Source organism: Fluctibacter halophilus, assembly GCF_020687825.1.
GTDB classification, from domain to species: Bacteria; Pseudomonadota; Gammaproteobacteria; order Enterobacterales; family Alteromonadaceae; genus Fluctibacter; species Fluctibacter halophilus.
In genome coordinates this window covers 1,245,341-1,259,927 of record NZ_JAJEWP010000001.1, presented here as the reverse complement: position 1 = coordinate 1,259,927, position 14,587 = coordinate 1,245,341, and the positions used below count along the sequence as shown (strand labels likewise).

The following is a 14,587-nucleotide window of genomic DNA, read 5'->3' as shown; positions in this document are numbered from 1 at the left end:
CCCCTGTTAGTGTCACGTAACTATAGTGTGTTCCAAGTTGAGTGTGCTTTATTGCCCCGCATCCCAGCGGGGCTTTTTTTTGTCGACGCTATTTCAGCAACGATTGCAGGGTTTTCTGGAAGTCTTCATCTTCAGGGGTGGTGGCAGAGGGGTAAACGCCAACGACTTCACCCTCGGAATCAACCAGGTATTTGAAAAAATTCCAACTCGGGTAGGTACCGGATTTTTTCGCCAGCATCCGATACAGGGGATCGGCATTGTCACCCTTTACGTCGGTTGGCTCAAACATCGGAAACTTGACGCCATAGGTCAACTCACACAGTTCGGCAGTTTTTTCCTCATTGTCCGCCTCCTGATTGAACTCATGGGAAGGGAATCCAAGCACCACCAACCCCTGGTCTTTGTAGGATTCATACAGTGCCTCTAATCCTTCAAATTGAGGGGTGTAGCCGCAATAGCTAGCCGTATTGACGATCAACAATGTTTTGCCCTGGTAAGCCTGACAAAAATTAACCGTTTGCTGTGAATTGAGCTTTCGCTTAACAAATTTCAGAACATCCGGACATTGATTGGCCATGGATAACGGCGTAAAGAAAGAGAGCAGAACGAGTAGGGTTGGGAAGCGCATACTGATTTCCTTGTGTGATTCATCGTAAGAAATGGTTGGTTTATCGTAACCAGCCTCAAACTAGGTATATTCATACCGTCCTTTTTCAGATCACCGGTTTACCTGACTTTTTGCATGGGGTTTAATAGCCCCGCTATTATAAAAACAACGCTTAGGATTACCAATGACCAACTTCGCCAAGCGATTTTCACTGGCTGTTGTCTGCGCCAGCTTATCAGCCTGTGCTGCAACGCAAAACAGTGTGGAAACTCAGTCATCAAGCAATGTTGCCGTTGTAGCAACGGCAGTGATTGACGCCTCTGCATCGATGCCTGACCCTGACAAGCCGTTGACGCTGACACAGATTATGGCCGACCCGGATTGGATTGGCAGAGAACCTGAGGACGCCTACTGGGGCAGTGATAGTACGACAGTGTACTATCAGCAGAAACAGCAAGGTAGTCCGATAAAGGATCTGTTTAAAACCCACATAAATGACACCACTAACGGACAAAAAGTCGCGCTCAGTGAGTTGCACACGGCGGGCGACGATGGTGCTGTGTATAACCAGCAACGTAATGTTAAGGCCTGGCGCTTTGAAGGCAATTTGTTCGTTGAATTGCTCGACAGCGGTGAGATCCGTCAACTCACTCGTGATCAGCAGTCACCCCACAATCTGCAATTTCTTCTCGATGGCCGTTTATCCTATCAATCCGGGGATCGTTTTTTTGCCATTGATGTGTACTCAGGGATGACTGAGCTGCTGGCACACTGGACATTTAAAGATGAACCAAAGGCTAACGAGGATCCACAGGATTTTATTGCCAAGGAGCAGGTTGCGCTGATTGACTACGTCGCGTTGCAACGCACCCAACGGGAACAGCGTTTTGCCAAGCGCCAACAGATCCTGAAGGAAAACCCGACCACTGTCCCAGAGCCTTTCTATCTGCCGGCTTCACATCGAACGGTGGAAGCGAGTCTGTCACCTAACGGGCGTTGGTTGATCGTTAGTGAAACCGAAGACAAGCCTTCCCGCAGTGACGGCGACATTATGCCCAACTACATCGGTGAAGACGGACGTATCAAACCGGAAAAAGTTCGTCAGCGGGTCGCTGATGCCAAACCGCAGGATCAATCCCTGTGGTTAATGGATTTGCAACGTGGCGAGAAACGGTCCCTGTCTTACCAGACGTTACCCGGATTCAACGAAGACGTTCTGGCAGACGTGAAACGTGAAAACGCCGAAGCACGGGGGGAAACCTACCAAGCTAACCGCCTGCCCCGGGAGATTGGCTTGATGGTCGATTGGTATTGGGATCAGAGTGCAATTCAATGGCACAGCAATGGTTCAACCGTTGCGATCATGCTGGAAGCGTGGGACAACAAGGATCGCTGGATTGCGACAGTGGATTTCAAGCAAGGTCAGTTGGTCAGTCAACATCGTTTGCACGATGAAGCCTGGATTAACTACAAGTTCAACAGTTTCGGTTGGTTAAACAACAGTGCAACCCTGTGGTACTTGTCTGAGCACAGTGGATATGCTCACCTGTATACCCAGGTGCCTGGCGCCAAACCCAAAGCGCTGACATCCGGGCGCTATGAAGTGGATGAGATAACGCTGACTCACGATGATAGCTATTTCTACTTCCAGGCTAATATCAAGCACCCTGGCATTTATGAAATTTACCGGGTTGCTGCGAGTGGAGGAGAAATACAGGCGCAGACTGACCTGAATGGATACACCGATTATGTGTTAAGCCCGGATGAACAGCATCTGCTGCTAACCCATTCCAAGCTGACCCAACCACCTGAACTGTATCACGCCAGGGTGGGTGGAAATCAGCCTGTTGCCCGTCTTACCCATACGGTCAGTGAAGCATTCGCGCAGATAGACTGGCAAGCGCCAGCAATCGTGCCGGTGGCGTCATCGCATACGCAACAACCGATTTTTTCTCGTGTGTACTACCCACAAAACGTGGAGCAGGGTGAAAAACGCCGTGCGGTCATTTTCAATCACGGTGCCGGTTACCTGCAAAACGCCCATCTGGGATGGTCGGGTTATTTCCGCGAATTCATGTTCCACAACATGCTCGCCCAACAGGGTTACGTCGTAATGGACATGGATTATCGTGCCTCGATGGGTTACGGAAGGGATTGGCGTACCGCCATTTATCGTCAGATGGGTACCCCTGAAATCCAGGACCTGCGTGACGGGGTTAACTGGTTGGTTGAAAATGCCAATGTTGATCGCGGTCGTATCGGTACCTATGGCGGATCTTATGGTGGCTTTATGACCTTTATGGCGTTGTTCACCGCACCGGATCTGTTCGAGGCCGGGGCTGCCCTACGTCCGGTAACTGACTGGGCACATTACAACCTCCCTTACACATCAAATATCCTCAACCTGCCGGACATTGATCCGATTGCTTATCGTCGCAGTTCACCGCTGTATTTTGCCGAAGGACTGGAAGATCCGTTGTTGATCAATGCACCGATGGTAGACGACAACGTGTTCTTCGTGGATGTGGTGCGACTGGTTCAACGCCTGATTGAACTGGAGAAGGAAAACTTCGAAACCGCAATTTATCCGGTGGAACCTCATGGGTTTGTCCAGCCTAGTTCCTGGTTGGATGAATACCGGCGTATCTATAAACTGTTCGAACAAGAACTGTAATTAAAAAAAAGCCCCGTTTTACGGGGCTTTTTTCTGGGTATTGAATTGGGGCAACTGACCACTGGCGCGGATCAATAAAGCACACACCAGACCGCCAAGTGCGCCGTAAGCATGGGCATCGACGGCGACGCTCGCGTTGATCAATGTTGCCATGCTATCGCTGGCGCCTTGCCACTGTTCCCAGGCGATTTTTACAACCACGCCCAGTAACAAAAACCAGCCAGTGACGTCTTTGCGACGGATGTCATCGATTGCCCCCCACACAAACAATCCATGTAAAGCGCCCGACAATCCTACATAGCCAATTAACTGGGGAGAAAACAACAGGATCCCCAATGTCGTCGCCAACGCACACAACACCATGATCATCATGTAGCGCCAGAAACGGTAAGCATCTCCGTGCAATGCCCACAACAATGATAAACCGGCGAGGTTTAATAGCAGATGATTGGTGTTGGTGTGTAACAGGTTGGCTGTCAGCATACGCCAAAGCTCGAACCCTTGGACTGCATATCGGTCATAAGCAAGGGTGTCATAGAGGGATGCTGGCGACAGGGCCGCAGCGATCGCAAGTAGGGTAATGAAAACCGGACCGGCAAGGGCCCTAAAAGTCATAGGAAGTCGTAACATGGCCATGAAAAATAAATGAATATCGGGTTATGATACGGCAAACCAACAAAAAGTCCGCGACCCCATTGAAAAAAAGTGTGTCGCCCAAAATCACAGGAGTTTGTCATGTCGGAGCTGGTGCGTATCAAGGTAGAACAATCCGTTCACAGAATCACCTTGGCTCGAGCGGAGAAGAAAAACGCGTTAAACCAGCGTATGTATGGTCTGTTGGCTGATGCACTGGAAGTGGCGACGCAGGACCCACAGGCCAAAGTTGTGGTACTAAGCGCAGATGGGGACTGTTTTACCGCTGGCAATGACATGCAAGATTTTGCCGCAGCCGGCGAGTCTGAGCAGGTGGGTGAAACTGTGCGGTTTATGCGGGCATTGATGGACTGCCCGTTACCGGTGGTTGCAGAAGTTCGTGGGCTGGCAGTCGGGATCGGTACAACACTGTTATTGCATTGTGATTTGGTGGTATGCGCCGACAACGCGCGCTTTTCATTGCCCTTTGTGAACCTGGGGCTGGTACCTGAATATGCATCAAGCTATCTATTGCCAAAACTGGCTGGTCACCGTAAAGCGAGTCGCTGGTTAATGCTGGCTGAGCCGTTTGGCGCCAGTGATGCTGAACAATGTGGTATTGTCAGCCATGTTGTGCCAGACAGCGCTTTGTCAGAATGTCTTGAGCAGGTTGTTACCCAATTGGTTGGTAAGCCTCGTCAGGCCCTGCTGCACACCAAATCTTTAATGAAGCAGGATCAGGACGCCGTGTTGTTGCACATGAATGATGAGTTGGATTTGTTCATCGAGCAGATGGCTTCAGCCCCGGCCCAGGAAGCGTTCCGAGCGTTCCTGGAGAAGCGCCAGCCGGATCCGTCCATTTATCGTTAAGTCTGACAGCGTTAAACAAATAATAATCAGGAGTGTGTGTGTCAGTAGTTAAACTAAGCGGCCTTTTATTGGGTCTCGTCAGCGTATTTTCGCTTGCACAGATCGATGAACGAGAAGACCGGGAACCGGAAGCCGCCACAGGGTATGATCAGAAAAAGGCCTATGTCGCAGAAAATTACATGGTCAGTGCGGCAAATCCATATGCTTCATGGGCCGGTAAAAATGTCTTAAAACGGGGCGGCAGTGCGATAGATGCGGCGATTGCCGTACAGGCCATGTTGACCCTGGTTGAGCCGCAATCCTCAGGGATTGGTGGTGGTGCCTTCATCCTGTATTGGGACAACAAAACCAAGCAACTGCATACCTTTGACGGCCGGGAAACGGCTCCAGAAAATGTCAATGCCTACCTGTTCACCAATAAAGACGGTAGCGTAATGAAGTGGCGCGATGCCGTTGTTGGTGGACGCTCTGTTGGGGTGCCCGGTGCCCTCAAAGCACTGGAAATGGCCCATCAGGCATACGGAAAGTTGCCGTGGGAGACCCTGTTTTCAGACGCCTCGATGATGGCCGAGAACGGCTTTAAAGTGTCCAACCGGCTGGCACGACTGGTGGCGATGGATTTTCATCCGGGCTTGCGGGAGTTTACTGAAAGCAATGCCTACTTTTATCCCGGTGGTGAACCGCTGAAATTGGGATACCTGCGTAAAAACCGCAAATTGGCGAAGGTGCTGATGGGCATCGCCAGAGACGGCGCTGACTATCTCTATAAAGGCGAGTTGGCCAAGCAGATTGCTGAAACCGTACAGAACTCTCCCATTAACCCGGGTGTATTGACCGCAGAAGACTTCGCACAATACAAGGCCAAGCGTCGTTCTGCCGTTTGCGGTAAATACCGCGTGTATAAAGTGTGCGGCATGGCGCCTCCCAGCTCAGGGGGGATCAATGTTCTGCAGATCCTTAAAATGCTGGAGCCGTATGAGCTGAGCAAATATGCGCCCAATGATATTAACGCGTTGCACCTGTTCACCCAGGCATCACGGCTGGCCTACGCGGATCGCAGCGTGTACGTGGCGGACAGTGATTTCACCCAGTTGCCATTTGGCGCACTGATCAACAACACCTACCTGAGTCGCCGGGCGGAGTCCATTAAGCCTGAAAAAGACATGGGTTATGCCCGACCCGGAACGCCTTACTCCAGCGGCTTTTGGGGCATTGATACGGCGTTTGAGTTACCCAATACCAGCCATATTGCTATTGTCGATAGCGAAGGGAATGCGGTATCTATGACCACATCGATAGAATTTGCGTTTGGTTCCGGATTGATGGTCGAGGGGTTCATGCTCAACAACCAGTTGACCGATTTTTCGTTGTCTCCGTCCCAGAATGGTTATCCGGCGTTAAACCGTGTCGAGCCTGGAAAACGACCACGCAGTGCGATGAGCCCAACCATGGTGTTTAACCAAGACGGTTCACTGAACCTGGTATTGGGATCGCCGGGAGGCAGTCGTATCATCAGTTACGTGACCCAAACGCTGATTGGGGTATTGGATTGGCAGCTGGATATTCAGCAAGCCATCAACCTGCCTAAGATCACCAATCGCAATGATTACACGGCGCTGGAAAAGGGCACTTCATTGGAAGCCCTCAAAGCGGCGTTTGAACAACGGGGCCATGAAGTTAAGATCATCGACCTTAACAGTGGATTGCACGGTATCATGTTGCGCGATGGCAAGTTGATCGGCGGCGCAGATCCCCGTCGCGAAGGCGTAGCGGTCGGCGAATAGCGCGGTTTGTTCAGAACATAAAAAAAGCGAGGCATGGCCTCGCTTTTTTATTTAACGGATATCGCTTATTCACTGAGCGCGCTGCGCGGGTCTGCGTAAGTCAGGTTCAGGGAATCACCCAACGCATCGATCACCGCTTTGTAAGTGACTTTGCCTTTGTGAACGTTAAGACCATTGAGTAAATGGGCATCGTCAAGCATCGCTTGTTTCGGCCCTTTGTTGGCAAGCGCCAGACCAAAAGGCAGGGTGGCATTGTTCAGTGCCATGGTAGAGGTTCTCGCAACACCACCGGGCATGTTGGCAACGCAGTAGTGTACAACGCCATCGACGACATACACCGGGTCCTGGTGTGTAGTGGCTTTTGAGGTTTCAAAACAACCACCCTGGTCGATGGCCACATCGACCACAACAGAGCCTTCTTTCATGTTTTTGATGTGCTCGCGGGTCAGCAGTTTGGGGGCTGCCGCACCTGGGATGAGGACAGCACCAACCACTAAGTCGGCTTTTGAAGAATAGTGCTCGATAGCATCGACGGTGGAGAATACCGTTTTAACCTGGCCGTTGAAGATGTCGTCAATCTCACGCAGACGGGTCAACGAACGATCCAGGATGGTCACGTCAGCACCCAGTCCTAAGGCCATTTTGGCCGCATTGGTGCCGACCACGCCACCACCGATAACCAACACTTTTCCAGGTGCTACACCCGGTACGCCACCCAATAATGTGCCGCTGCCGCCCTGGGCTTTCTCCAGATAATGCGCACCAGCCTGTACCGACATGCGTCCGGCAACTTCACTCATTGGCGCCAGCAAAGGCAGGGCACCGCGGGCGTCGGTGACGGTTTCATAGGCGATACAGGTTGCGCCGGACGCCACCAACAACTCGGTCTGAGTCGGATCAGGTGCCAGATGCAGATAGGTATACAACGTCTGGCCTTCGCGCAACATCTTACACTCGTTGGGCTGAGGCTCTTTGACTTTAATGATCATTTCGGCACGGGCGAAAATCTCTTCAGGGCTATCAATGATGCTAGCGCCTGCATCAATGTACTGTTGGTTATCAAATCCGATGGCCAGACCGCCGTTATTCTCGACAATCACCTCGTGCCCGTGAGCAACAAATTCTTTAACAGCAGCCGGAGTGAGGCCGATACGGTACTCGTGATTTTTAATTTCTTTTGGTACACCGATGAGCATGACGCCCTCCTGAAGGAAAATAGGGTATAAAAATAAAGCGCAAGTATAGGAGAGAAAATCCAATTTTAACTCCCGAAGATGGAGGAAAAACGGTAGAATCATCTTTAAAAGGTCAGTTTGGCAAAATAATATATGCTGGTTAAAACCCCGAAACACCTTGATCGTATTGATCGTAATATCCTCATTGCCTTGCAACAGAATGGGCGGATTTCCAACGTTGAACTGGCAAAAAAGGTTGGCCTAAGTGCCAGTCCTTGCCTGGAACGGGTTAAGCGCCTTGAACAACAGGGCTATATCACCGGTTATCACGCACTCCTTGACCCTCATAAACTTGGCGCCGCAATGCTGGTGTTCGTGGAAATCACTCTGACCAAAACCTCGGTCGATATTTTTGAAGAGTTTTCTGCTGCGGTGCGCAAGCATGATGACATTCTCGAGTGTCATCTGGTGTCGGGTAATTTTGATTTTTTGCTCAAGGCCCGTGTCGCCGATATGTCCAGCTACCGAAAGCTGCTTGGCGATACGTTGCTGAGACTGCCTGGTGTCAGTGAGTCTCGGACGTATGTTGTGATGGAAGAAGTAAAACAAACTGGTCAATTAAAAATCAATCTCAAACCGTGACCGTGAATATGGTGATTAATAGGCGATAAAGCTTGCCTTTTACTGGGCTTTTTAGCGCTGTCTTGGTAAGGTAACCGGGGTACACAATCACCAAATAATAACGATAAAATTTCTCTGAATATGGCGCGATTAAACGGAATACAAAGGATCATGGAAGTGGGCATGATGTTGTCTGCTGCCTTTGCGTTTTTCTTACTGCTGGCCCTGACGTCTTTTAATCCTGCCGACCCCAGTTGGAGCCAGGCCGGATTGCAGGGCAATATACACAATTGGGTCGGTCCGATTGGGGCCTGGTTTGCTGATATTCTGTTTTTTGCACTCGGCTCAGTGGCCTATATCTTGCCGTTTGCCTGCGCATTCCTGGGCTGGTTTCTGTTCCAGCAAACCCGTCACTTGCATGAACTCGATTATCTGACGATTGGTCTTCGTCTGATAGGCCTCATTCTGTTTGTGCTGGGTGTGACCGGGTTATTCAGTATGAATTTTGACGATTTTCATTACTTTTCTGCCGGCGGGTTCGTCGGGGACGTGGTCAGCGCCGCACTCATCCCTTACTTCAGCATGGCAGGCACGACCTTGGTGCTGCTGTGTTTCGTGTGCACGGGCTTCACCTTACTGTCGGGAATATCCTGGTTGACGATCGTAGAACGGATTGGCGCCTGGACCGTCAACACGGGAGTAACGGCCTATCAATTGCCTCACCGATTGCAGACAGCCAATGTGCCACTGTTGCCGTTTCGTCGTGCAGCAGAGCCCCAAGCCGAAGTAGAAATTACCCGTCTGCGCCCTGAACCACAGGAAGAAGCACTTGTTGACAATGGCGCAGTTCCACCCTGGCAGGGAGAAGATATCCCTGATGAAGTGTTCGTGGATGCTGAGCCTGAACCGGCGCCTAAAACCATGTCAATTGCCGAGCTGAAACGTAAAATCACCGGTGCAGATAAGCCGAAATCCGACAAGCAGAAACCATCCTCGTCTTCCACCAGCGAAACGTCGGGCACGAACACGCACACTGCTGATGAGGTTGCACAGGACACGGTTGCGTCTGATATGGCACCATTGCCGTCATTCGAATTACTCGACCGTCCAGATAAGATTAAGAACCCCATCAGCGAAGAGGAGCTTGAAGGGATTGCCCGGTTGGTCGAAGCCAAACTGGCAGACTTTAATATTGAGGCCCGTGTTGTGGGTGTGTATCCGGGACCGGTGATCACCCGCTTCGAGTTGGATCTCGCCCCCGGCGTGAAGGTCAGTAAAATTTCCAGCCTGTCCAAAGATTTGGCCCGCGCGATGTCGGCGATTTCTGTGCGTGTGGTAGAAGTTATCCCCGGCAAGTCAGTGATTGGTTTGGAGCTGCCGAATAAGAACCGCGAGATGGTCCGTCTCAGTGAGGTGATCACCTGTGATGCGTTTCAATCCAACCCATCGGCACTGACCATGGTGTTGGGGGCTGACATCTCCGGAAAGCCGGTGATTGTGGATTTGGCCAAGATGCCGCACCTGTTGGTAGCGGGTACTACGGGCTCGGGTAAATCGGTGGGTGTTAACGTCATGATCCTGAGTTTGTTGTACAAGAGCTCGCCGGAAGACGTGCGCATGATCATGATCGACCCGAAAATGCTCGAGTTGTCGGTCTATGAAGGGATCCCGCACTTGTTGGCAGAGGTTGTCACCGACATGAAAGAGGCAGCCAATGCCTTGCGTTGGTGTGTGGGTGAAATGGAACGTCGCTACAGACTGATGTCGGCCCTTGGCGTACGTAACCTGAAAGGGTTTAATGCCAAGGTTGAACAAGCCATCGCTGACGGTCAGCCGATCAAAGACCCGCTATGGAAAGCGGAAGAAAGTATGGAAGAGGAAGCGCCGGATCTCACCAAATTGCCTGCCATCGTTGTGGTGGTGGACGAATTCGCCGATATGATGATGATTGTCGGCAAAAAGGTCGAGGAACTGATTGCCCGTATTGCGCAAAAAGCACGTGCTGCGGGTATTCACCTTATCCTCGCCACCCAGCGCCCTTCGGTGGATGTGATCACCGGTTTGATCAAAGCCAATATTCCAACCCGTATCGCGTTTCAGGTGTCGTCTAAAATTGACTCGCGCACCATCCTTGACCAGCAAGGCGCAGAGACCTTGTTGGGGGCAGGGGACATGTTGTATTTACCACCGGGTACCGGTGTGCCGACCCGCGTTCATGGCGCCTTTGTGGATGACCACGAAGTTCACGCCGTGGTTGCTGATTGGCAGAAACGCGGCAAACCCCAATACATCGACGAAATCTTGTCAGGTGACAGTGGTGCAGAAGTGCTGCTGCCTGGCGAGCAGCCTGAGGGTGGCGATCAGGAACTGGATGCGTTCTACGACGAAGCGGTTGCTTTTGTTACCGAAACCCGACGGGCGTCGGTCTCCAGTGTGCAGCGCAAATTCAGAATTGGTTACAATCGCGCAGCACGATTGGTGGAACAAATGCAGGATAGTGGCGTCGTAAGTGCACCAGGACATAATGGAAATCGAGAAGTACTGGCGCCACCGGCGCCCAGGGATTAATGATGATAAAGCCAAATTTTCTGCTTGGATGTGCTGCTAGCGTGCTGTCTTTGTCTGCTGTTGCAGACGAAGCCGCAGTGGCTGCACTGCAACAACACCTCAACCAACTGCACAGCTATTCGGCCGATTTTGAGCAACAGGTGACCGACGCAGAGGGTAACATCCTGCAACAGGCTCAGGGGCACATCGTGTTGCGGCAACCGTCGCAGATGCACTGGGAGGTGCTGCCGCCGAACGAAAACATCCTGATAGCCGATGGCCAGACATTGTGGCACATCGACCCCTTTGTTGAACAAGTTGTGGCACTGGACCAGGCCGCTGCCGTGGACAACAATCCCATCATCCTGCTGACCGATCCGCAAAGTCCGCAGTGGGAACGTTTTGACGTGCAACAGACCGGTACCCAGTTCACTATCCACGCGCAAAGCACCGATAGCCCGATTACCCAATTGTCGCTGACGTTTGAACAGGCCCAATTGACCGGCCTGGCCATGACTGACAGTCAGGGGCAGGAGAGTGCGTTGACCTTCAGCAATATCCAGCAGAACGTTGCCGTGGCAGATCAGCAGTTCAGTTTTACCTTACCCCAAGGCTTTGAGTTGGATGACCAGCGCCAACACTGAGTTTTCATTTGGCGATGAACCCCAGTTCGCGCCACTGGCGGCACGGATGCGTCCGCGCACCATTGACGAATACCTCGGCCAACAACACATCGTCGGACAGGACAAGCCGTTGCGAAATGCGATCATTCAGGGCCATGCCCACTCCATGATCCTGTGGGGGCCTCCCGGCACCGGTAAAACCACCCTGGCAGAGTTAATAGCGCACCATTGTGACGCCCATGTACAGCGTATATCCGCCGTCACTGCCGGTGTTAAAGACATTCGCGCAGCCATCGAACAGGCACGCCACGTTGGCGCTGCTAGACAGCAACGTACCATCCTGTTTGTGGATGAAGTGCATCGCTTCAATAAAAGTCAGCAAGACGCGTTTTTGCCGCATATCGAAGACGGTACGGTGCTGTTTATTGGCGCCACCACTGAAAATCCGTCCTTTGAACTGAACAATGCTTTGCTGTCCCGCGCCCGGGTGTATGTACTCAAGCCGTTGACGCAAGAAGATTTATTGCAGGTGGTAGAAAGCGCATTAAGCGATCAGACCCGTGGACTTGGCGGCCGCCATCTGACGATGGATGATGAAACCCGTAAGCACCTTGTCGACCTTGCCGGTGGGGATGCTCGTCGGGTACTGAATTATCTGGAGTTGTGTGCTGATTTTGCCCGGGATAATTGTATCGACCGCGCGATTGTGAATGATGCCGTAGGGGCCAAAGTTGCACAGTTCGACAAGGGCGGCGACCAGTACTACGACATATTGTCCGCGTTCCATAAGTCAGTGCGGGGCTCTTCTGCTGATGGTGCATTGTATTGGTATGCGCGGCTGTTGGAGGCCGGCGGTGATCCGCTGGTCATAGCCCGGCGTCTGCTGGCCATTGCCAGTGAGGATATCGGCAATGCCGATCCCCGGGCGTTAGAAATTTGCCTGAATGCCTGGGACATTTTTCATCGGGTCGGTGCGGCGGAAGGAGAGCGAGCCATTGCGCAAGCCGCCGTGTTCTGTGCCCTGGCAGCAAAAAGTAATGCCGTGTATACCGCGTTTAAAGCCGCCCGTAAGCTGGCCCAGGAAACGCCGGATGCACAGGTTCCTGCGCATCTGCGCAATGCGCCGACAGACCTGTTGGCCGAGCAAGGATATGGTGCGGACTACCGCTATGCCCATGATGAACCAGGAGCCTATGCCGCGGGTGAAAACTACCTGCCGGCGTCGATCAAAGACGCTCGGCTTTATTTTCCCAATGATCGGGGGTTGGAAAAACAGTTGCAGCAAAAAATGGCATACCTGGACAGTTGTGATCAGCAAAGCCAACGCAAGAGGTATCCATGACCGTTCAACAAGGCTGGGTAATCTACAGTTTTATAGCTCTCGGCGGCGCGTTAGGCGCCTGTCTGCGTTTTTTTCTGTCACAATTGATGCTTCAGTGGTTTGGCAAAGGCTTTCCATTTGGTACACTGCTGGTCAATATCATCGGCTCCTTTTTGTTGGGGTTGTTGTACGCCCTGATTGAGCAGGGGCAACTGGAAATCGTAGTATGGCGAACCACCATCGGCATCGGGTTTCTGGGGGCATTGACCACGTTTTCTACTTTCTCCGTTGATACATTGCTGTTGTTTCAGCAAGGGCAATGGCTGCGGGGAGGACTAAATATCGCGTTAAACCTGTTTTGCTGTATTTTGGCAGCCTGGATGGGTACGCAACTGGTAAAAGGGTAAATTGACACACCATGCTAGATCCCAAGTACTTGCGCAGTGACATAGAAGATACTGCAGCTCGCCTGAAGCGCCGCGGCTTCAACCTAGATGTAGACGCCTTTAAGCAAATGGAAGAAACCCGTAAATCGCTTCAGGTGCGTACGCAGGAATTGCAGAACGAGCGGAATGTACGTTCCAAGTCGATCGGCAAGGCAAAGGCTGCAGGCGAAGACATTCAGCCATTGCTGGCAGAAGTTGAGCAGTTAAAAAACGAATTGCACAGTGCTGAGGAAGCGTTGTCTATTTTGCTCAAAGATATCGCCGCGTTTTGCCAGGGGATCCCCAACCTGCCTGATACCTCAGTGCCGGAAGGGAAAGACGAGAACGATAACCTTGAAGTCAGCCGCTGGGGTGAGCCTCGTCAGTTTGATTTCGACGTAAAAGACCACGTGGATATTTCCCAGGGCCTGAACAACGGGCTGGATTTTGAGAGCGGTGTTAAATTGTCGGGTTCACGTTTCGTGGTGATGCGCGGTCAGATAGCTCGTCTGAACAGAGCCATTGCCCAGTTTATGCTGGATGTACATACCCAGGAAAACGGCTATCAGGAAATGTATGTACCGTATCTGGTCAATGAGGCCAGTTTGTTTGGTACCGGACAGTTACCCAAATTTGGCGAAGACTTGTTCCACACTAAACCGGCCACTGAAGAGGGGCAGGGGTTGTCACTGATCCCGACGGCAGAAGTACCGCTGACCAATCTGGCCCGGGACGAAATTCTGGATGAAGCCACGCTGCCGGTTAAAATGACCGCCTATACACCCTGTTTCCGCAGTGAGGCCGGCTCTTACGGCCGTGATACCCGCGGCCTTATCCGTAACCACCAGTTTGACAAAGTCGAGCTGGTGCAGTTGGTAAAACCCGACGCGTCTTTTGATGCATTGGAAGCGTTGACCGGCCATGCGGAAATGATCCTGCAACGCCTGGAACTGCCGTATCGTAAAGTTTTATTGTGTACTGGCGATATGGGCTTCGGTGCGTGTAAAACCTATGATCTGGAGGTATGGTTGCCTGCACAGGATACGTATCGTGAGATTTCTTCCTGTTCAAACATGCTGGACTTCCAGGCACGTCGCATGCAGGCCCGTTATCGCAACAAAGACACCAACAAACCCGAACTGTTGCACACGTTGAACGGTTCCGGCCTTGCGGTGGGCCGCACCCTGGTCGCGATCCTCGAAAACTATCAACAAGCGGATGGCAGTGTGAAAGTACCTGAGGCCCTGTTGCCTTACATGGGCGGTTTGACGGAATTGACCCCAGCCGGCTAATTCAGTGCCCGATTG

12 protein-coding genes are annotated in these 14,587 nt (G+C 51.9%); 9 read left to right on the top strand and 3 right to left on the bottom strand.

Features of this window, described 5'->3' with window-relative positions; genetic code table 11:
* Window positions 1-88 precede the first annotated feature (88 nt).
* Window positions 89-628, bottom strand: coding sequence for a glutathione peroxidase (locus tag LJ739_RS05875; RefSeq protein ID WP_229157987.1), 540 nt, complete (start codon window positions 626-628; stop codon window positions 89-91).
* Window positions 629-791: 163 nt separating this feature from the next.
* Between LJ739_RS05875 and LJ739_RS05870 the strand changes: the two genes are divergently transcribed.
* Window positions 792-3,281, top strand: a complete 2,490-nt coding sequence (locus LJ739_RS05870; protein WP_229157984.1) for a S9 family peptidase — start codon at window positions 792-794, stop codon at window positions 3,279-3,281.
* An 18-nt stretch (window positions 3,282-3,299) separates the two neighbouring features.
* On the opposite strand, the gene rrtA is transcribed toward LJ739_RS05870, so the two are convergent.
* The gene (rrtA, locus tag LJ739_RS05865; RefSeq protein ID WP_267494155.1) at window positions 3,300-3,896 is read right to left on the bottom strand and encodes a rhombosortase; all 597 of its coding nucleotides are present in this window, start codon (window positions 3,894-3,896) and stop codon (window positions 3,300-3,302) included.
* 120 nt (window positions 3,897-4,016) lie between these two features.
* Here rrtA and LJ739_RS05860 point away from each other — a divergent pair, with 120 nt between their 5' ends.
* On the top strand, window positions 4,017-4,784 hold the full coding sequence (locus LJ739_RS05860; protein WP_229157980.1) for an enoyl-CoA hydratase: 768 nt from the start codon (window positions 4,017-4,019) through the stop codon (window positions 4,782-4,784).
* Between the two features lie 38 nt (window positions 4,785-4,822).
* A complete protein-coding gene (gene ggt, locus LJ739_RS05855) occupies window positions 4,823-6,568 on the top strand; it encodes a gamma-glutamyltransferase (protein ID WP_407646743.1) in 1,746 nt (581 codons plus the stop codon).
* A gap of 65 nt (window positions 6,569-6,633) precedes the next feature.
* Here the strand turns inward: ggt and ald are convergent, their stop codons facing one another.
* A complete protein-coding gene (gene ald, locus LJ739_RS05850; RefSeq protein WP_229157978.1) occupies window positions 6,634-7,764 on the bottom strand; it encodes an alanine dehydrogenase in 1,131 nt (376 codons plus the stop codon).
* A gap of 132 nt (window positions 7,765-7,896) precedes the next feature.
* On the opposite strand from ald, the gene lrp reads away from it, so the two are divergent.
* The 6 genes from lrp (at window position 7,897) to serS (ending at window position 14,572) form a co-directional block, all read left to right on the top strand.
* Window positions 7,897-8,385, top strand: a complete 489-nt coding sequence (gene lrp / locus LJ739_RS05845; RefSeq protein WP_229157976.1) for a leucine-responsive transcriptional regulator Lrp — start codon at window positions 7,897-7,899, stop codon at window positions 8,383-8,385.
* A gap of 120 nt (window positions 8,386-8,505) precedes the next feature.
* Entirely contained in the window at window positions 8,506-10,932 is a 2,427-nt protein-coding gene (locus tag LJ739_RS05840) for a DNA translocase FtsK (protein WP_229157974.1), read from the top strand.
* Between the two features lie 2 nt (window positions 10,933-10,934).
* Window positions 10,935-11,555, top strand: coding sequence for an outer membrane lipoprotein chaperone LolA (gene lolA, locus LJ739_RS05835; protein ID WP_229157972.1), 621 nt, complete (start codon window positions 10,935-10,937; stop codon window positions 11,553-11,555).
* Window positions 11,536-12,876, top strand: a complete 1,341-nt coding sequence (locus tag LJ739_RS05830; protein ID WP_229157970.1) for a replication-associated recombination protein A — start codon at window positions 11,536-11,538, stop codon at window positions 12,874-12,876. The genes lolA and LJ739_RS05830 overlap by 20 nt, the downstream gene beginning before the upstream one ends.
* Complete coding sequence (gene crcB, locus LJ739_RS05825) at window positions 12,873-13,262, top strand: fluoride efflux transporter CrcB (RefSeq protein ID WP_229157968.1); 390 nt, start codon at window positions 12,873-12,875, stop codon at window positions 13,260-13,262. The genes LJ739_RS05830 and crcB overlap by 4 nt, the downstream gene beginning before the upstream one ends.
* 11 nt (window positions 13,263-13,273) lie before the next feature.
* Entirely contained in the window at window positions 13,274-14,572 is a 1,299-nt protein-coding gene (gene serS / locus LJ739_RS05820; protein WP_229157966.1) for a serine--tRNA ligase, read from the top strand.
* Window positions 14,573-14,587: the final 15 nt, after the last annotated feature.